Source organism: Kosakonia sp., assembly GCF_032104925.1.
In the GTDB taxonomy this organism is placed as follows: domain Bacteria; phylum Pseudomonadota; class Gammaproteobacteria; order Enterobacterales; family Enterobacteriaceae; genus Kosakonia.
On the sequence record NZ_DAMCGF010000002.1, the window covers coordinates 456130 to 474044 of the forward strand.

General features: G+C 52.9%; 15 protein-coding genes. 8 read left to right on the top strand and 7 right to left on the bottom strand.

From position 1 onward, the window contains the following. Positions 1 to 1371: a pyridoxal-phosphate dependent enzyme gene (locus RT644_RS05225; RefSeq protein WP_044489477.1), complete on the bottom strand. Its 1371-nt coding sequence runs from the start codon at positions 1369 to 1371 to the stop codon at positions 1 to 3. Positions 1372 to 1766: 395 nt separating this feature from the next. Here RT644_RS05225 and RT644_RS05230 point away from each other — a divergent pair, with 395 nt between their 5' ends. From RT644_RS05230 to RT644_RS05250, 5 genes are all read left to right on the top strand, one after another. Continuing rightward, positions 1767 to 2789, top strand: coding sequence for a methionine ABC transporter ATP-binding protein (locus tag RT644_RS05230; RefSeq protein WP_045512519.1), 1023 nt, complete (start codon positions 1767 to 1769; stop codon positions 2787 to 2789). Next, on the top strand, positions 2782 to 3450 hold the full coding sequence (locus RT644_RS05235; RefSeq protein WP_020455079.1) for a methionine ABC transporter permease: 669 nt from the start codon (positions 2782 to 2784) through the stop codon (positions 3448 to 3450). The genes RT644_RS05230 and RT644_RS05235 overlap by 8 nt, the downstream gene beginning before the upstream one ends. 18 nt (positions 3451 to 3468) lie before the next feature. Beyond that, positions 3469 to 4281: a MetQ/NlpA family ABC transporter substrate-binding protein gene (locus RT644_RS05240; protein WP_025263848.1), complete on the top strand. Its 813-nt coding sequence runs from the start codon at positions 3469 to 3471 to the stop codon at positions 4279 to 4281. A 157-nt stretch (positions 4282 to 4438) separates the two neighbouring features. Further along, a complete protein-coding gene (locus RT644_RS05245; RefSeq protein ID WP_020455078.1) occupies positions 4439 to 5620 on the top strand; it encodes an acetyl-CoA C-acetyltransferase in 1182 nt (393 codons plus the stop codon). 475 nt (positions 5621 to 6095) lie between these two features. Continuing rightward, positions 6096 to 6776: a porin gene (locus RT644_RS05250; protein ID WP_020455077.1), complete on the top strand. Its 681-nt coding sequence runs from the start codon at positions 6096 to 6098 to the stop codon at positions 6774 to 6776. A gap of 334 nt (positions 6777 to 7110) precedes the next feature. Here RT644_RS05250 and RT644_RS05255 read toward each other — a convergent pair whose 3' ends face one another. Beyond that, the gene (locus RT644_RS05255) at positions 7111 to 8286 is read right to left on the bottom strand and encodes an oligogalacturonate lyase family protein (protein ID WP_020455076.1); all 1176 of its coding nucleotides are present in this window, start codon (positions 8284 to 8286) and stop codon (positions 7111 to 7113) included. 500 nt (positions 8287 to 8786) lie between these two features. Between RT644_RS05255 and kduI the strand changes: the two genes are divergently transcribed. The 3 genes from kduI to RT644_RS05270 all read left to right on the top strand — a co-directional run bounded on the left by kduI (position 8787) and on the right by RT644_RS05270 (position 12181). Then, a complete protein-coding gene (gene kduI, locus RT644_RS05260) occupies positions 8787 to 9623 on the top strand; it encodes a 5-dehydro-4-deoxy-D-glucuronate isomerase (RefSeq protein ID WP_045512591.1) in 837 nt (278 codons plus the stop codon). A gap of 60 nt (positions 9624 to 9683) precedes the next feature. Next, positions 9684 to 10445: a 2-dehydro-3-deoxy-D-gluconate 5-dehydrogenase KduD gene (gene kduD, locus RT644_RS05265; protein ID WP_017457661.1), complete on the top strand. Its 762-nt coding sequence runs from the start codon at positions 9684 to 9686 to the stop codon at positions 10443 to 10445. Between the two features lie 317 nt (positions 10446 to 10762). Continuing rightward, a complete protein-coding gene (locus RT644_RS05270; protein WP_313626079.1) occupies positions 10763 to 12181 on the top strand; it encodes a sugar porter family MFS transporter in 1419 nt (472 codons plus the stop codon). 33 nt (positions 12182 to 12214) lie between these two features. Here the strand turns inward: RT644_RS05270 and RT644_RS05275 are convergent, their stop codons facing one another. The 5 genes from RT644_RS05275 to RT644_RS05295 form a co-directional block, all read right to left on the bottom strand. After that, entirely contained in the window at positions 12215 to 13345 is a 1131-nt protein-coding gene (locus RT644_RS05275; protein WP_313626080.1) for an oligogalacturonate lyase family protein, read from the bottom strand. A 66-nt stretch (positions 13346 to 13411) separates the two neighbouring features. After that, the gene (locus tag RT644_RS05280) at positions 13412 to 14701 is read right to left on the bottom strand and encodes an ABC transporter substrate-binding protein (RefSeq protein ID WP_020455072.1); all 1290 of its coding nucleotides are present in this window, start codon (positions 14699 to 14701) and stop codon (positions 13412 to 13414) included. A gap of 141 nt (positions 14702 to 14842) precedes the next feature. Continuing rightward, entirely contained in the window at positions 14843 to 15970 is a 1128-nt protein-coding gene (locus RT644_RS05285) for an ABC transporter ATP-binding protein (RefSeq protein ID WP_313626081.1), read from the bottom strand. A gap of 12 nt (positions 15971 to 15982) precedes the next feature. Next, positions 15983 to 16885: a carbohydrate ABC transporter permease gene (locus tag RT644_RS05290; protein ID WP_017457666.1), complete on the bottom strand. Its 903-nt coding sequence runs from the start codon at positions 16883 to 16885 to the stop codon at positions 15983 to 15985. Then, positions 16878 to 17768, bottom strand: a complete 891-nt coding sequence (locus RT644_RS05295; protein WP_025263850.1) for a carbohydrate ABC transporter permease — start codon at positions 17766 to 17768, stop codon at positions 16878 to 16880. Before RT644_RS05295 ends, RT644_RS05290 begins: the two co-directional genes overlap by 8 nt. Positions 17769 to 17915: the final 147 nt, after the last annotated feature.

Genomic DNA, 17915 nt, shown 5'->3' on the forward strand with positions numbered 1-17915 from the left:
TTATTGTTCAAGACGGTTGCGCCAGGTGGTCAGCACATCGCTGCGGGTTATCAGGCCAACAAAGTGGCCGTTGTCGGCGATCACCGCGACCAGGCCGCGATCAAAAATGGCGTACAGCGCGCTTTCCGGCGCGTGTTTATCGAGGATTTCCACGTTGCGGGTCATCGCCGCTTTTACCGGCAACGCGAAACGCGCACTGTCACCGCGCACGTGGCTTATCAGATCCCATTCGTCAACAATCCCCACCACCTGACCGTTTTCCAGCACCGGCAGTTGCGAGATATCGTACAGCCGCATGCGCGCCAGCACGGCGGCGAGGCTATCCTCTGGCGCAGCGGTGACGGTGGCCCCTTCGTCGTGGCGCAGGGCGATAAAATCCGTGAGATCGCCGTTAGAAGGGCGCGTGAGCAACCCTTGCTGGCGCATCCAGTCATCGTTGAACATTTTCGACAGATATTTGTTGCCGCTATCGCAGGCGAACGTCACCACGCGTTTCGGCGCGGTTTGCGCCTGGCAGTAACGCAGGGCAGCGCTGAGCAGCGTCCCGGTGGACGATCCCGCCAGGATCCCTTCCTGTTGCAGCAGTTCTCTGGCGGTGGCGAAGGCTTCGCGATCGGTAATACGAAAGGCTTTGCGCACACCGTCGATGTGCGCCAGCGGTGGAATAAAATCTTCGCCAATGCCTTCAACCAGCCAGGAACCTGGCGTGCTGTAACGACCATGTTCCACCTGATCGGCGAGGATCGAGCCGGCCGGATCGGCCAGCACAAATTCGGTGTGCGGCGAGTGTTTAGCAAACCAGGCTTGCAGTCCACCAAGCGTGCCGCCGGAGCCCACGCCAACGACGATGGCATCGATTTTGCCGTCCAGTTGTTCAAAGAGTTCCGGCGCGGTTGTCGACGCGTGTGCCAGCGGGTTGGCGTCGTTATTGAACTGGTCGATGTAAAACGCGCCCGGCGTCTCTTGCGCCAGGCGGCGCGCGTAATCCTGATAGTAAGCCGGATGGCCTTTGTTCACGTCTGAGCGGGTGAGCACCACTTTCGCGCCCAGTGCGCGCAGGTGGAAAATCTTCTCGCGGCTCATTTTGTCCGGCACCACCAGCACCAGTGAATAACCCTTTTGCGCAGCGATCAGCGCCAGTCCCAGCCCGGTGTTACCGGCGGTGGCTTCAATAATCGTCCCGCCGGGTGCGAGCAAACCGAGGCGTTCGGCTTCGTTAATCATCGACAGCGCGACCCGGTCTTTAATCGAACCGCCAGGGTTCTGGTTTTCCAGTTTGAGAAATAATTCGCATGGCCCGCTCGCCAGTTTATGTAACTGCAACAGCGGTGTTTGACCGATCAATTCGGTTACAGAATGGAAGACTGACATTGTAGATTCACCCGTTAACATTCGTGATGAGCGGATGATAGGTCTGTCATTTTGCCTGTTTAAATAACCTTTATTCGGCGTTTAGAGCGATTGGAAATATAAACCGCTGTTTAGCCATCAGGACGGCGAGCCATACAGTCGTCCGGATGGATTGATTGCCAGAAAAGCGGGTTTTAGCGCTGATTTCAGGCACTTTTCCTCTTCTCTCCATCGCAGTTATGCAATTTCCGGCAATGCAATGCGAAATAAAGTCTTATCGTCGAAACCCCTGTTCCATCGCTGTTAGCGTGTTTAGTTATAAGTAATGTCTATTTGGTTATTTGAATTATAACTGCGGCTGATTATTATCTTCTGGACATCCATACTGCTAAACCGCCAAACGGAAACACCAACGAATGATCGTCCTCAGGAATATCTCCAAGATTTTCGACCAGGGAAAGGCATCGATTACCGCCGTCGACAGCGTCAATCTGACGGTTGAGCAGGGGCAGATTTACGGCATTATTGGCTACAGCGGCGCCGGGAAAAGTACGCTGATTCGCTTGCTGAACGGTCTGGAAAAACCCACCTCCGGCAGCGTTGTGATTAATGGTCAGGACATTGCCGCCGCGCGCGGGGAAACGTTGCGCCAGGCGCGGCTGAAGATCAGCATGGTCTTTCAGCACTTCAATCTATTGTGGTCGCGCACGGTGAGCGAAAACATTGCGTTTTCGATGCAAATTGCCGGTGCGCCAAAAGCGCAGATTAATGCCCGCGTGGCGGAACTGATTGAGCTGGTGGGGCTGAAAGGGCGTGAAAAGGCTTACCCGTCGCAGCTTAGCGGCGGGCAGAAACAGCGTGTTGGCATTGCCCGCGCGCTGGCGAATAACCCGGATGTGCTGCTGTGCGATGAAGCCACCTCGGCGCTGGATCCGCAAACCACCGATCAGATCCTCGATTTGCTGCTCGATATTAACCGCCGTTTCAAACTGACCATTGTGTTGATCACCCATGAAATGCATGTGGTGCGCAAGATTTGCGACCGCGTGGCGGTAATGGAGAACGGCAAAGTGGTGGAAGAGGGCGATGTGCTGAGCGTCTTTACCCATCCGCAGCAGCCGATCACCAAACAGTTTGTGCGCCAGGTGAGCCAGTATAAAGAAGAAGAGGCGTTCAACCCGGAGCTGAACAGCGATCTGGACGGTACGGTGATCAAGCTGACCTTTACCGGCCACAGCACGCACCAGCCGATCGTCGGCGAACTGACGCTGCGCTATGGTCTGCCGTTTAACATTTTGCACGGCAAGATGTCGCAAACCGCGCACGGCGTATTTGGACAATTATGGGTGAACGTGAAGGCGACCCCGGAACAACTGAACAATATCCTTGCAGACCTGAGCAAGACGGATATTGAAAGCGAGGTCGTGACACATGGCTGAATCTCTCTTTCCGCACCTGAAATGGGCGCAACTCTGGGCGGCGACGCAAGAGACACTGTATATGACAGCGCTGTCGGGCGCGGCGACTTTTGTACTGGGGATCGTGCTCGGTCTGGCGCTGTTTCTCACCGCGCGCGGCGGCCTGTTCCAGAATCGCACGTTGTACAGCGTGATTTCGATTGTGGTGAACGTCTTCCGTTCTATTCCGTTCATCATTTTGATTGTGCTGCTGATCCCGTTTACCAAAACCCTCGTTGGCACCATTCTTGGCGCGAACGCCGCGCTGCCTGCGCTAATTGTTGGTGCCGCGCCGTTTTATGCGCGCCTGGTCGAGATTGCGCTGCGCGAAGTGGATAAAGGGGTGATTGAGGCGACGCGTTCGATGGGCGCGCGGTTGAGCACACTGGTATTTCGGGTGTTACTGCCCGAGTCATCACCAGCGCTGGTGTCCGGGATTACCGTGACGCTGATTGCGCTGGTGAGCTACAGCGCCATGGCCGGCGTTATCGGCGCTGGCGGGTTGGGCAATCTTGCTTATCTGGAAGGATTCCAGCGGAACCATAACGACGTCACGCTGGTGGCGACGGTGACCATTCTTATCATCGTCTTCATCATCCAGTTCTGCGGCGACGTGATTACTTCTCTGTTAGATAAACGATAATTATTGGAAACCAACATCATGAAAAAAACACTGACACTGATTGCCGCAGCCACTCTCAGCGTGCTGAGCTTCTCCTCCTGGGCCGATACGCTGACCGTTGGCGCGTCAAACGTGCCGCACGCCGAAATCCTTGAGCAGGCGAAACCGATTCTGGCGAAACAGGGAATTGATCTGGAAATTAAACCATTCCAGGACTACATCCTGCCGAACACGGCGCTGGCCAGCCGCGAACTGGATGCCAACTACTTCCAGCACATTCCGTACCTGAATAGCGTTATCAAAGATCACGCGGGCGACAAAACCTATGATTTCGTCAGCGCAGGCGCCATTCATATTGAGCCGATTGGTATTTACTCCAAAAAATACAAATCGCTGAAAGATCTGCCGCAGGGCGGCAAAATTATCATGCGTGATGCGGTGTCTGAAGAGGGGCGCATTCTCTCTATTTTCGAAAAAGAGGGTGTCATCAAGCTGAAACCGGGCATCGACAAAGTGACGGCGCGTATTGATGACATCGTTGATAACCCGAAAAAACTGCAGTTCCTGCCGAACGTCGAAGCAGCGCTGTTGCCGCAGATGTACAACAATGATGAAGGCGATGCGGTGGTGATCAACGCCAACTATGCGATTGATGCCGGTCTGGATCCGGTTCACGATCCGATTGCGGTGGAAAGCGGTGAAAACAACCCGTATGCCAATATCATCACCGTACACCGTGGCGACGAGAAGAAAAAAGATATCGTGGCGCTGGTAAACGTGCTGCACTCCAAAGAGATTCAGGACTGGATCCGCACCAAATATAAAGGCGCGGTGATCCCGGTTAACAACTGATTTTCCCCTTCTGCGCGGCCTTGCTGGCCGCGCAACTTGCCGCTGCTTTCCCGCCTCTGACTTTCGCTGTGACTAATCTCACCAATTTTAAACAATTGAGTTAATACTTGTTAACAATGCACTACTATTGCCGGGTTGAACAACTGCGGGGGTAGGGATGAAAGATGTCGTGATAGTCGGCGCGGTTCGCACGCCTATCGGCTGTTTTCAGGGCGCATTGTCACGCCTCTCTGCCGTTGAGTTGGGCAGCCAGGTGGTGCGCGCATTGATTGAGCGTAGCGGCGTGCAGCCACAAGATATCGACGAAGTGATTTTAGGCCAGGTGCTGACAGCAGGCGCCGGGCAAAACCCTGCGCGGCAGTCGGCGATCAAAGGCGGCCTGCCGAATACGGTTTCGGCAATTACCATTAATGACGTCTGCGGCTCCGGGCTGAAAGCCCTGCACCTGGCCTCTCAGGCGATCCAGTGCGGCGAAGCCGATGTGGTGATCGCCGGTGGGCAGGAGAATATGAGCCGTGCGCCGCATGTGCTGACCGACAGCCGCACCGGCGCGCAGCTCGGCAACAGCCAGCTTATTGATAGCCTGGTGCATGACGGGTTGTGGGACGCCTTCAATGATTATCATATGGGCGTAACGGCGGAAAACTTGGCGCGTGAATATGGCATCAGCCGTGAACGCCAGGATGAATGGGCGTTAAGCTCGCAGCATAAAGCGCGTGTCGCTATCGATTCCGGGCGTTTTCGTGATGAAATTGTGCCGGTAAGTGCGTTGGATGCAGCAGGCCAGACGCAGGTTATCGATACCGATGAACAACCGCGTACCGACCCCAGCGCGGAAGCGCTGGCGAAACTCGCCCCCGCTTTTGAACAAAGCGGCTCCGTCACCGCCGGTAACGCCTCGCCGATCAATGACGGTGCGGCGGCGGTGCTGGTAATGAGCGAAGCAAAAGCGCAGGAACTGAATTTACCGGTGCTGGCGCGCATCCGCGCGTTTGCCAGTGTCGGCGTCGACCCGGCGTTAATGGGCATTGCGCCGGTTTATGCCATGCGCCGCTGCCTTGAGCGCGCGGGCTGGCAGCTCGATGATGTCGATCTGATTGAAGCGAACGAAGCCTATGCGGCGCAGGCGCTGTCGGTCGGTAAAATCCTTGAATGGGATGAGAAGCGGGTGAATGTCAATGGCGGGGCGATAGCGCTGGGCCACCCGATTGGCGCTTCCGGCTGTCGTATTCTGGTTTCGCTGGTGCATGAAATGCAAAAACGACAGGCCCGTAAAGGACTGGCAACCTTATGCATCGGCGGTGGCCAGGGCGTGGCGCTGGCAATCGAACGCGATTAATCTGACTTTAAGCTAAATAAAACCTTCCCGCTGGAAGGTTTTATTATTTTTGGCACCCATTACCTCTCGCGTTTCAATTTAATTAAAACTTCCACCTTTCCAACTAATAATTTTCCTGGCTTATTCAAAATCACTTCTTCAGCGCTGATTATTAATATCGTACCCTGCGTGACCATTATGTCTGCAAGCGATAAGTGTGCTTATTATTAATGATTTTGTTTTGTAGGTATCTGTTTTATTTTATGTTTTTAATTTGTATTTGAATTTGTAAGTTAACAGTTAATAGAAAGTTGGTGTGATCTTTATCATATTAATCCGCCATTTTAGGAGAAATATATTGATATTCATCACGCCGTTATACATAGTTCCGTTCCATACAAATATTTACGATCGCGATCACTAAAATAAAGTTACCAAAAAAATAAAATGAAATTCCATAAAAATGGAACATAATTTTAATTATTGAGGTAATCTCATGTTTAAGAAAACTCTGGCTCTTGCTTCACTCCTTGGCGCTTCCTTTGCTTCACAAGCCGTCACCGTGGATTTACGTCATGAATACATCGACAGCGGTTCCAACGCCGATCGCGTAGCGGTTTCTCACCGTTTCGATAATGGCTTAGGTTTCGGTGTTGAAGCGAAATGGAAATCTGGCGGCGATGACGCCGACAAACCGTTAACGGAAATCGTGGGTAACGGCCACGAAGAGTCCATTAACTGGCGCTGGGCTGCGACGCAGAATTTTGCGTTAACACCGGGCTTTAATATCGAAAGTAAAGATACCAACTCCATCTATAAACCGTATCTTCATGTGCAATACAGCTTTGATAACGGCGTCTATATTGCCGGTCGTTATCGCTACGAATACACACGTAACCCGGATTCCAATACCGTTGATAACAAGGTCAACAAATTTGATACCTGGGTCGGCTGGGCGATGGGCGACTACCGTATTGAGCTGAACTATGTTTACGCGAAGAGCACCGAAGATGTTATTCGTGAAAACAACAAAACCTATTCCAACGAATATAACGCCAAGGTGGCGTACAAACTGGATAAAAACTGGTCCCCGTATGTGGAAGTGGGCAACGTGGGTGTGAAAAGCACCGACGAACGCCAGACCCGTTTCCGCCTCGGTGTAGCTTACTCTTTCTGATTGTCTGAACTACCTGTGTTACCCTCACAAAAACCCCGGAGCCATTGGCCGGGGTTTTTTATATTTATGCCCGCCATATTCACCGCAATCACTTACTTCAGTTAGCTCCCGGGAACTCGCTGCGTTGCCGCCTTCCTGTGACTCAAATGATTCAGGGCAGACCTGAGCAAATGCAAAAAGCACTCTCCAAAAGTCCAAAGAAAGTAACGAACCTGTAGCGAAAAGTAAGGCAGCCAGCACACCAGTGGCTGAAAGTATGACGGGCAAGAACGGCACAAAAAAAAAGCCCCCCAGGAGGAGGGCAAGGCCAGTTACAGAAACACTAACTCAAAGTTTATGCTTGCAACATTACGCGTTGCTCAGGAAGTTTCGCGATATAAAGCGCCGGTTTACCGTCTTTATCGGAACTAAACAGAATCGCACTGTCGTCCGGTGTGAACGACGGATGCGGATGCGTTACCTGGCGGCTGTTGGCAACCGTTGCCCAGGAGGTATCGTGGCGCGCCACGCGGAAATAGGCTTTTTTCGCCACGTCGAAAACATACAAATACGGATCGTTATCAATGGTGTAACCGCTGGTATCTTTCACATCCACCGGCGTGCCGGAACCATCGCCGACCAGTAATGTGCCGTCGAAGTTGCTCATCAGATGTGAACACGCAGGCATCGGCATCACCGCGTCGTTCACGCCGGTATCCGGATTGAAGCTGTAAATCATGCGCCCCTGTTTGCCTTTCAGGTAAGAGACGTACACCAGCGCGGAACCGTTCGGCACCCAGAATTCGTGGGTACAGCTTTCGCCTTCGGCGTGATCTTTAACTTTGCGCACATGGCTGCCGTCTTCATTGACCAGCCACATCCGCGCATCCACCAGATCGTGCGGGCCTTCGTGGCAAAACGCCACGGTGTTGTCGTCGAATGGGCGATAGATCGGGTGCCCCAGCCAGTTTTTCTCTTCATGGATCACGCTGCTTTCGCCGCTTTGCAGATCCACGCGCAGCAGACGGCAGTGCGGGCCTTTATGAAAGAAATCATGGAACAATTTCCAGTCATTGAGCGGCGTCCAGTCGCTGGCGGCGATCTCAATCCCAACCAGTTTGCTGCAATCGCTGTTTGCCACCCAGGTGCCGTAGCCGACCCACTCATCCGGTACGCGATAAATTTCGCGCTCGGCGAGTGTCTGTAAATTCACTTCACGCAGCGTGCGATCGTTTTTCACATAATATAAGGCACTGTCATCCGGCGAGAGGAAACCGCCAAAGGTGTTATCGCCCGCGCCTTCCGTTAACTGCACGGCTTCGGCTTTCGCGATATCCAGCAGGTAATAATTCCAGTGGCCATCAAATTCACCGGCAAACAACAGGTGGCTGCCATCATTGAAAAAACACTTCTGATAGAAGTAGTTCCGGTGACAGGTCACTTCCGGTGGTGTTAAGCGGGTGACTTCCGCGCCGGTATCCGGATCGCGGCTGATTGCGTAATTGAGTTTTACCCGCATGCCTTTCGCCATATTTCACTCCTTTAGATGGTCCGGTGGGAAAGTTGCGCCCCCAATGATGACCACAGATGATTACAAGTTTAAAAATAGAGTATTAATTTATCAAAACAACGTTTCAATGTGTGTGATTGCTGACGCACTTTATAAGAAAACAACGTCTGCGAGCCGGATAAATGCGAGGTGAAAAAGCGTTTGTGCTAGCGGGCTTTGATTTTACACACAAAAATTACTGATTAGCCGTCAAAACTCAAAGACGGGGTTAACTTATTGTTTGCTATGATTTATTTAAACTTACTCTCATAACCTAACCGGTAATGACGCACTGTCAACGCCAAACAATCGTGATCGGACTTACAGATTTAATAATAAGTCGCAGAAAAATTGAAACGTTGTTTTATTCAAGATTGAAAACATGTTTTAGCCGGGATAAGATGCGCCTAATGAAGAAACGGAACACTGTTTCTGCGTTTCGTTAAGTGACGTTTCGGTCAAAATTTACTTCGGAGGTTATTGTGGAAGTCAGACAAAGCATCCACAGTGCGCATGCGAAAACGCTGGATACCCAGGGCCTGCGCAATGAGTTTTTAGTCGAAAAAATATTCGCTGATGACGAATACACCATGGTTTACAGCCATATCGACCGCATTATTGTCGGCGGTATTAAACCGGTGAATAAAACCGTTTCTGTCGGTGGCGAAGTGGGTAAACAGCTTGGCGTGAGCTATTTCCTTGAGCGCCGCGAACTGGGCGTGATTAATATCGGCGGCCCGGGCACCATCACCGTTGATGGTCAGTGTTATGAAATTGGTCATCGCGATGCGTTATATGTCGGAAAAGGCGCCAGAGAGGTGGTTTTTGCCAGCATAGATAGCGCGAAACCGGCCAAGTTTTACTACAACTGCGCACCCGCACACACCACCTTCCCAACGAAAAAAGTGACGCCAGCCGATGTCGCACCAGTGACACTTGGCGATCCGCTGACCAGTAACCGTCGCACCATCAACAAATATTTCGTGCCGGACGTGCTGGAAACATGCCAGTTAAGCATGGGGCTGACCGAGCTTGCGCCGGGCAACCTGTGGAACACTATGCCGTGCCATACCCATGAGCGCCGCATGGAAGTGTACTTCTATTTCAATATGGAAGAAGACGCCTGCGTATTCCATATGATGGGGCAGCCGCAGGAAACGCGTCACATTGTGATGCATAACGAGCAGGCGGTCATTTCTCCCAGCTGGTCAATCCATTCAGGCGTTGGTACGCGTGCGTATACCTTCATCTGGGGGATGGTGGGTGAGAACCAGGTCTTTGATGACATGGATCACGTCGCTGTAAAAGATCTGCGCTAATAGCGGGCAGCATAAAACCATGCCTGTCCAACACAGGCGCTGATAGATTAAGGAATAAACATGATTCTGGATGCATTTTCTCTTCAAGGTAAGGTTGCGGTAGTCAGCGGTTGCGACACCGGTCTGGGCCAGGGTATGGCGCTGGGCCTGGCGGAAGCGGGCTGCGATATCGTCGGTATCAATATTGTTGAACCAACAGAAACCATCGAGCGCGTGACCGCGCTGGGCCGTCGTTTTCTTAGCCTGACTGCCGATCTGCGTCAGATCGATGGCATTCCGGCGCTGCTGGAGCGCGCGGTCGCCGAGTTCGGCAAAATCGACATTCTGGTAAACAACGCTGGTTTGATCCGCCGCGAAGACGCGATCAACTTCAGCGAGAAAGACTGGGACGACGTGATGAACCTGAACATCAAGAGCGTATTCTTTATGTCCCAGGCGGCGGCAAAACACTTCATCGCACAGGGTAATGGCGGCAAGATCATCAACATCGCGTCAATGCTCTCTTTCCAGGGCGGCATCCGCGTACCGTCTTACACCGCGTCAAAAAGCGGCGTCATGGGCGTGACGCGTCTGCTGGCGAACGAGTGGGCGAAACACAACATCAACGTTAACGCTATCGCGCCGGGTTATATGGCGACCAACAACACTCAGCAACTGCGTGCCGACGAGCAGCGTAGCGCCGAGATCCTCGATCGCATCCCGGCGGGTCGCTGGGGGCTGCCGAGCGATCTGATGGGGCCGGTTGTGTTCCTGGCATCAAAAGCGTCTGACTACATCAACGGCTACACCATTGCGGTGGACGGCGGCTGGCTGGCGCGTTAATTCGCCTGGCATTAGCTGCATAAAAAACCTGCCTGCGGGCAGGTTTTTTTATCTCTGCGTATTAATTGTCCATATCTGATGAATAGAAAAATCCATATCCTTTTATCTTAATTCGCAGGCTATTGATTAAAAAGCGTTAAAAATAAGTAAGTTAAAATTAGTTTAGTGCTTAAACTATATTTTCAAAATTGTAAACTCCATCACAAAACACCATGCCACAGCGCATTTATCCATATCTTCGCGTTTTCAGCACTGACGCTTTGACCCGTCGCTGACTTACTTTCATAGGACGTCTTATTCTGTGTAGGCAGGAAAAAATGACTTCTATCAGTAATGATTCCGTAGCTTTACCGCGCGCCCTGCGTGATACCCGGCGTATGAATCTGTTTGTCTCGGTGTCGGCAGCGGTTGCCGGGCTGTTGTTTGGTCTCGATATTGGGGTGATTTCCGGCGCGCTGCCGTTTATCACCGACCATTTCACCTTATCCAGCCGTTTGCAGGAGTGGGTGGTGAGCAGCATGATGCTGGGCGCGGCGCTGGGTGCGCTGTTTAACGGCTGGCTCTCTTTCCGCCTTGGGCGCAAATACAGTTTAATGGCGGGCGCGGTGTTGTTTGTCGCCGGCTCGCTCGGTTCCGCGTTTGCCGCCAGTGTAGAAGTGCTGCTGCTTTCCCGCGTGCTGCTCGGGGTTGCGGTCGGCATTGCGTCTTACACCGCGCCACTGTATCTATCTGAAATGGCGAGCGAAAACGTGCGTGGCAAGATGATAAGCATGTACCAGTTAATGGTCACGCTGGGCATTGTGCTGGCGTTCCTGTCGGATACCGCGTTTAGCTACAGCGGCAACTGGCGGGCAATGCTCGGCGTGCTGGCGCTGCCAGCGGTGTTGCTGATTATTCTGGTGGTGTTCCTGCCTAATAGCCCGCGCTGGCTGGCGCAAAAAGGGCGGCATATTGAAGCGGAAGAGGTGCTGCGTATGCTGCGCGATACCTCGGAAAAAGCGCGCGAAGAACTTAATGAAATCCGCGAAAGCCTGAAACTGAAACAGGGCGGTTTTCAGCTGTTTAAAGCTAACCGAAACGTGCGCCGCGCCGTTTTCCTCGGCATGTTATTGCAGGCGATGCAGCAGTTCACCGGCATGAATATCATCATGTATTACGCGCCGCGCATCTTCAAAATGGCCGGGTTTACTACTACGGAACAGCAGATGATCGCCACGCTGGTGGTGGGGCTGACCTTTATGTTTGCCACCTTTATCGCGGTGTTTACCGTAGATAAAGCCGGGCGCAAACCGGCGCTGAAAATTGGTTTCAGCGTGATGGCAATTGGCACCTTGATCCTGGGCTACTGCCTGATGCAGTTTGATAACGGCACTGCGTCGAGCGGGTTATCCTGGCTTTCCGTTGGTATGACGATGATCTGTATTGCCGGGTATGCAATGAGCGCCGCGCCGGTAGTGTGGATCTTGTGTTCTGAGATCCAGCCGCTGAAATGTCGCGATTTCGGTATCACCTGCTCGACCACCACTAACTGGGTGTCGAACATGATTATCGGCGCGACTTTCCTGACCTTGCTGGACGCGATTGGCGCGGCGGACACCTTCTGGCTCTATACCGCGCTGAATCTGGCATTTGTCGGCGTCACTTTCTGGCTGATCCCGGAAACCAAAAACGTCACGCTGGAACATATCGAGCGCCGTCTGATGTCGGGTGAAAAACTGCGTAATATCGGCGTGTAACAACATCCCTCTCCCTGGCGGGAGAGGGCAAAATTACACCCGCGCCAGGTACAGCGCGGGCATGCCTTCGGCATCGGAGGTGTAGAGTACCCACTGGTTATCTGGCGAGAAAGACGGATGCGGGTGAGTGACCTGGCGGTCGCCATCCAGCACTTTCCAGCTACTGTTATGCTGGCAAATCGCGTTCTGTTCGCCGCTTTTGATATCAAATACCCAGATAAACGGATCGTTAAGGTGGATATCCCCGGTGTGATGCGGCGCGCCGTCGCCAACCACCAGGCTGCCGTCTTGATTACTCATCAGGTGCGAGCAGGGCGGGATCGCCATCAACTGCTGGTTTTCCAGCGTGTTCGGATCCGCGCTGAAGAGATACCGGCGCGGATCGTTTTCCTGGTGCGCCACGTAATAGAGCGCGGAGCCGTCCGGCACCCAGAATTCATGGGTAAAACTTTCTCCCGGCTTGTGCTGGCGCACTTTGCGCACATTGCTGCCATCTTCGTTAATCAGCCACATACGTGCATCAATCACATCGCGCGGGCCTTCGTGGCAAAACGCCACGGTGTTATCGTCAAACGGGCGATAGATCGGGTGGCCAAGCCAGCGTTTTTCCTGCAACAGGGTCTCACGTTTACCGCTTTGCAGATCAATGCGGATCAAGCGGCACTCCGGATGAGTGAAGTAGAAATCGCGGAATTTCTGCCAGTCGGTAAGCGGCTGCCAGTCACTTTTCTTGATTTCGATACCAACCAGTTTTGTGCAACCGGAGTTGGCGACCCAGGTGCCGTAAGCCACCCATTCATCGTCGACTTCGTAGACGATATGCTCTTCGAGCGTCTGCAAATCCACGCGGCGCAGTTCGCGGGTATTTTTCACATACCACAGCGCGCTGTCATCGGCGGATAAAAAGCCGCCGAAGGTATTATCGCCCGCGCCTTCGGTGAGTTGTGTCGCTTCGCGGTTAGCGAGATCCAGCAAGTAGTAATTCCAGTGGCCTTCAAACGCGCCGCCGAAAATCAGTTTCTCGCCGTCGCGGGTAAAGCATTTTTGATAGAAGTAGTTACGGTGACAAATAATATGCGGCGGCGTCAGCCGGATAACTTCATGCCCGGTTTTGTCGTCTTTCTGGCTGCGGAAGGTGAGAGAGACTATTTTCCCCTTTGCCATTACCTGCTCCTTAGATAAAAAAATACCCTGCCGCGAACGGGCAGGGTATGTCATTGCGGTAAAACCTTAGCGCATGGCGCGTTTCAGAATACGTTCAGCCTGACGCTGGAAGTCGGCTGCGGTTTCTTCAACGGATTTCTGGCCATAGTCGATGTACTGAATTGCGGTACCGAACTGGGCAACAATCTGCGGATCGTCAAAGTAAGGCGATACCGAGAGTTTGGTCGGCAGAGACTGCGCCAGACGCAGACCCGCAACCGCCGGATCGGCCTCTTTGATCGCGCCATTGGCGGTCAGCGTTTGCACCGCGGCTTTGCTCAGCGGCACACCGCGCTCCAGACCCAGCGTTTCCGCGCCTTCTTTGCTGTTCAGCAGGAAGTTGATCACCTGGGCCGCCTCTTTCGGATGCTTGGTGGATTTACCAATCGACAGCATTTGCGCCGGTTTGAAGAACAGGCCCGCGTCTTTCGCGCCCGGCAGCATCGGGTAGTCACCCAGCACCAGTTTGGCTGGCGGCTTCAGGTTGTCGGAGTATTTGGTGATGGTGGAGTTCCACATGTAAGTACCGGCCCATTCACCTTCGATCCACGGCTTCATTTCATACATGTTGCTCTTACCAAATGACGCGTAGTACTTAGCGTCCGGCATCACGTGGCTATCGACCAGTTTTTTATACATCTGGAAGAATTCGACCCATTGCTCGCTGGTGTAGCTGAATTTCTTCGCTTTTTCATCCACGGCAGGAATGTTGTATTTCTGCACCATGTAGGAGTTCAGCAGCGCCAGCGTATCCTGGTGCTCCAGCACTACCGGGTAGTACTGTTTGCCGAGCTTGCTTTCAAAGGTTTTGCCCGCGGCTAACAGCTCATCCCAGGTTTTCGGGAAGGCGACGCCCGCTTTTTTCCACTGCTCATCGTTGAAGTAGAACACGCGCGCGGTGACGGAGATTGGAATGCCGTTCAGCTTGCCGTCAACGGTGGTGGACTGCAGCTCTTTAGCGTCGAACTGGCTTAAATCAATAATGTCTTTCACCTGGTTCAGGTCGTAAAAACCGTCGCCATTTTTGGAGAAAATCGGCAGCCAGTTCCAGTTGGTCTGCATCACGTCCGGCTCGGTGCCGCCCGCGATTTGCGTGGTCAGACGGGAGAGGTGGCCGTCCCAACCGGTGTATTCGGATTTAACGGTAATGTCCGGATGCTGTTTATGAAACTCTTCCAGCGCTTTTAAGGTGACCTGATGACGACCGTTGCCCCCCCACCAGGACATACGCAGATCAACATTATCAGCGGCGGTTGCGGGTACAGCGCACATGCCCAGAGTTGCGGAGATGATGGCGCCGGTAAGCACTTTTTTCATTTTTATACTCCAACGTTTAGTTAAATTTCATTCTTCAGGCTGCCCCTTTGGTGGCTGCGTTGATGTCTGCCGGCGACTTACTTGCGTAAGCGCCGGGAGACACCGACTTGCCGCGCCGGGGCATCGCGAATGATTTCGTCGTTATAAGGAAATGTTCTGTTCTGTTTTCGCGTCAAAAATATGACACTTATTCATATCAAACTTAAAGTACACCTTCCGGTGAAGCTCCTTTGCAATCATTGGCTTAGCTTCATCAGAAGGGATTCGGGCGGTCAGTTCGTAGTCGCCAACTTTCAGGTAAACAAAGAACTCGTGACCCATGTTTTCGACGCGCACCAGCTCACCGGAGCCGCAATCGTCGCTGTAAGGCTCATCTGAAACGGAGACAAACTCCGGGCGCACACCAAAAAACACCTCTTTGTCGGCGTAATCGGCGACTTTCTCCTGCTGATAAGCGTTCAGCGCCAGCGTTTCATGACCAACGGTGATGTGCAGTTGGTCGGCTTTTTTCACGATTTTCGCCGGTTTGATGTTCATCTCCGGCGCGCCGATAAAGCCCGCCACGAACATGTTTTTCGGGAAGTGGTAGAGGTTGTCCGGGGTATCCACCTGCATGATATGACCGAGTTTCATCACGCAGATACGGTCGCCCATGGTCATTGCTTCAGTCTGATCGTGCGTGACGTAAACGGTGGTCGCCGGTTTACCGGATTTCTTTAACTGCTTGTGCAGGTCGGAAATACGGATACGCATTGAGGCGCGCAGCTTGGCGTCCAGGTTCGACAGCGGTTCGTCAAACAGGAACACATCCGGCTTTTTCACAATCGCGCGGCCAACCGCCACGCGCTGCGCCTGACCACCAGAAAGCTGGCGCGGCAGGCGGTCCATCAACTCTTCCAGTTCGAGGATCTTCGCCGCTTCATCAACCTGTTTGTTGATCTCCTCTTTCGGCATTTTGCTGAGCTTGAGGCCGAACGCGAGGTTTTCACGCACCGTCATGTGCGGGTAGAGCGCGTAGTTCTGGAACACCATCGCGATACCGCGTGATTTTGGCGCGAGGTTGTTGACGATCTTCTCGCCGATGCGCACTTCGCCGCCGCTGATGGTCTCCAGACCTGCCAGCATACGCAGCGTGGTGGATTTGGCGCAGCCGCTTGGGCCGACAATCACCATAAATTCGCCATCGGCAATTTTCAGGTCGATACCATGTACCGCTTTGAAGCCGTTGGAGTAAACCTTTTCCAGTTTGTTGAAAATAACTTCAGCCATGATACTTCCCTCTTAACCTTTAATTCCGCTGCTGGTCACGCCCTGTACGAAGTAGCGCTGTGCCAGGAAGAAGACAATGATGGACGGCAGAATGGAGATACTCGCCATTGCCAGAATTTCGTTCCACGGCGCACCTTCGGTGACGTCGATGGACATTTTCAGCGCCAGTGCGATCGGGTATTTATCCACGCTGTAGACATAAATCAGCGGCCCGATAAAGTCGTTCATTGACCACATGAACTGGAACAGTGCCACGGAGATAATCGCCGGTTTCAGGATTGGCACTACCACGTACCACAGCACCTGCCAGGAGTTACAGCCGTCGATTTGTGCCGCTTCTTCCATGTCGCGCGGTACGCCGCGTAAAAACTGAATCAACATAAAGACGAAGAAACCGTGTGTCGCAAACGCCGTTGGCAGATACAGCGGCATGTAGCTGTTGAGCATGCCCATTTCACGGAACATCAGGTATTGCGGGATCAGCAGCACGGTGCTTGGCAGCAGCATGGTGGCGATAAGCGTACCGAACCAGAAGTTCTTCCATGGGATCTCAAAGCGGGCAAAGCCGTAAGCCACAATGGTGGAAGAGATAATGGTCAGGATCACTTTCGGGATCACATACTTAAAGGTATTCAGCATGTAATGACCGAAGGTGTATTCGGTGCCGGTTTTCCAGCCGTTAATAAAGCCGTCCCAGGTGGCGTGGGTGGGCCACAGTCCCAGCGTGGTGAAGATCTCGTGGTTCGGTTTGAACGACGCCGAGAACATCCACGCCAGCGGGTAGAGCATTAACAGGCCGACAAAAAGCAGGATCGTATAGCGGATCCATGCGCTGATTTTCTCGCGGCGCAGCGTGCGCGCCACTTCACGTTCGGCTTCTTTCATGCCCGGCGTGAGATGTTGGATATCAGCCATTTTTGCCTCCCTTATCGGCAGAGTAGAACACCCAGTATTTCGAAGACTTAAAGGCGATGGAGGCAAAGACTGCTACCACCAGGAACAGCACCCAGGCCAGCGCCGCGCCGTAGCCCATGTCGAAATACTTGAAGGCGGTGTCGTAGATGTAGAGCGAGAACAGATAGGTGTAATAGGTCGGGCCGCCGCCGGTAATGACATACGGGCCGGTAAATTCCTGGAACGCCTGGGTGGTCTGCATGATGAAGTTGAAGAAAATAACCGGCGTAATCAGCGGCACGGTGACTTTCATAAACATCTGCCATTTGCTGGCGCCATCGATCATCGCTGCTTCGTACTGGGATTGCGGTACGTTCTGCAGCGCAGCAAGGAAGATGACCATCGCGGAGCCGAACTGCCAGACGCGCAGCAAGGTGACGGACATCAGCGCCAGCGACGGTTCGCCAAGCCAGTTAATCGGATCCAGACCAAACACGCCGATAAAGCTGTTCAGCAGGCCATCGATAGCGAACAGTGCGCGCCACAGTACGGCGATCGCGACAGAGCTACCGAGAATGGACGGAATGTAGTAAGCCGTGCGGAAAAAACCGATGCCGCGAAGTTTAAAGTTGAGCACAAAGGCAATCCCCAGCGCGAAGGCGAGCTTCAGCGGGATTGTCAAAAATACATACGCAAAGGTGACGCCCATTGATTTCCAGAAGAGCGTGTCTTCGGTAAACATGTAGCGATAATTCTCAATGCCGTTAAATACCGGCGGGCTCATCAGGTCATACTCAGTAAAACTGAGAAAGAACGATGAGATGAATGGGAAAGCCGTAAAGACTATCAACCCAATAACGTAGGGCGATATCCAGGCCAATCCCAGTAGTCTGTTTTCATTCATACATACCTACCTGGCGAACAATGTGTAATACGGATTCGGAGATTAACTTTTTTCCCCCGCCGCATGGGCGTCCGGGGATTAAAACAGGCTCTGCGCGTGCGCTTGATCACAATAATCAATTGAATCAATACGTTTTGAAACTTTAAC

What these genes read in the sequence shown, in the direction of transcription:
- RT644_RS05255 (WP_020455076.1), bottom strand. Translation starts at nt 8,286, where the DNA reads ATGGCGAAAGGCATGCGGGTAAAACTCAATTACGCAATCAGCCGCGAT.
- RT644_RS05230 (WP_045512519.1), top strand. Translation starts at nt 1,767, where the DNA reads ATGATCGTCCTCAGGAATATCTCCAAGATTTTCGACCAGGGAAAGGCA.
- RT644_RS05240 (WP_025263848.1), top strand. Translation starts at nt 3,469, where the DNA reads ATGAAAAAAACACTGACACTGATTGCCGCAGCCACTCTCAGCGTGCTG.
- RT644_RS05235 (WP_020455079.1), top strand. Translation starts at nt 2,782, where the DNA reads ATGGCTGAATCTCTCTTTCCGCACCTGAAATGGGCGCAACTCTGGGCG.
- RT644_RS05290 (WP_017457666.1), bottom strand. Translation starts at nt 16,885, where the DNA reads ATGGCTGATATCCAACATCTCACGCCGGGCATGAAAGAAGCCGAACGT.
- kduD (WP_017457661.1), top strand. Translation starts at nt 9,684, where the DNA reads ATGATTCTGGATGCATTTTCTCTTCAAGGTAAGGTTGCGGTAGTCAGC.
- RT644_RS05225 (WP_044489477.1), bottom strand. Translation starts at nt 1,371, where the DNA reads ATGTCAGTCTTCCATTCTGTAACCGAATTGATCGGTCAAACACCGCTG.
- RT644_RS05245 (WP_020455078.1), top strand. Translation starts at nt 4,439, where the DNA reads ATGAAAGATGTCGTGATAGTCGGCGCGGTTCGCACGCCTATCGGCTGT.
- RT644_RS05275 (WP_313626080.1), bottom strand. Translation starts at nt 13,345, where the DNA reads ATGGCAAAGGGGAAAATAGTCTCTCTCACCTTCCGCAGCCAGAAAGAC.
- RT644_RS05285 (WP_313626081.1), bottom strand. Translation starts at nt 15,970, where the DNA reads ATGGCTGAAGTTATTTTCAACAAACTGGAAAAGGTTTACTCCAACGGC.
- RT644_RS05280 (WP_020455072.1), bottom strand. Translation starts at nt 14,701, where the DNA reads ATGAAAAAAGTGCTTACCGGCGCCATCATCTCCGCAACTCTGGGCATG.
- RT644_RS05250 (WP_020455077.1), top strand. Translation starts at nt 6,096, where the DNA reads ATGTTTAAGAAAACTCTGGCTCTTGCTTCACTCCTTGGCGCTTCCTTT.
- RT644_RS05270 (WP_313626079.1), top strand. Translation starts at nt 10,763, where the DNA reads ATGACTTCTATCAGTAATGATTCCGTAGCTTTACCGCGCGCCCTGCGT.
- RT644_RS05295 (WP_025263850.1), bottom strand. Translation starts at nt 17,768, where the DNA reads ATGAATGAAAACAGACTACTGGGATTGGCCTGGATATCGCCCTACGTT.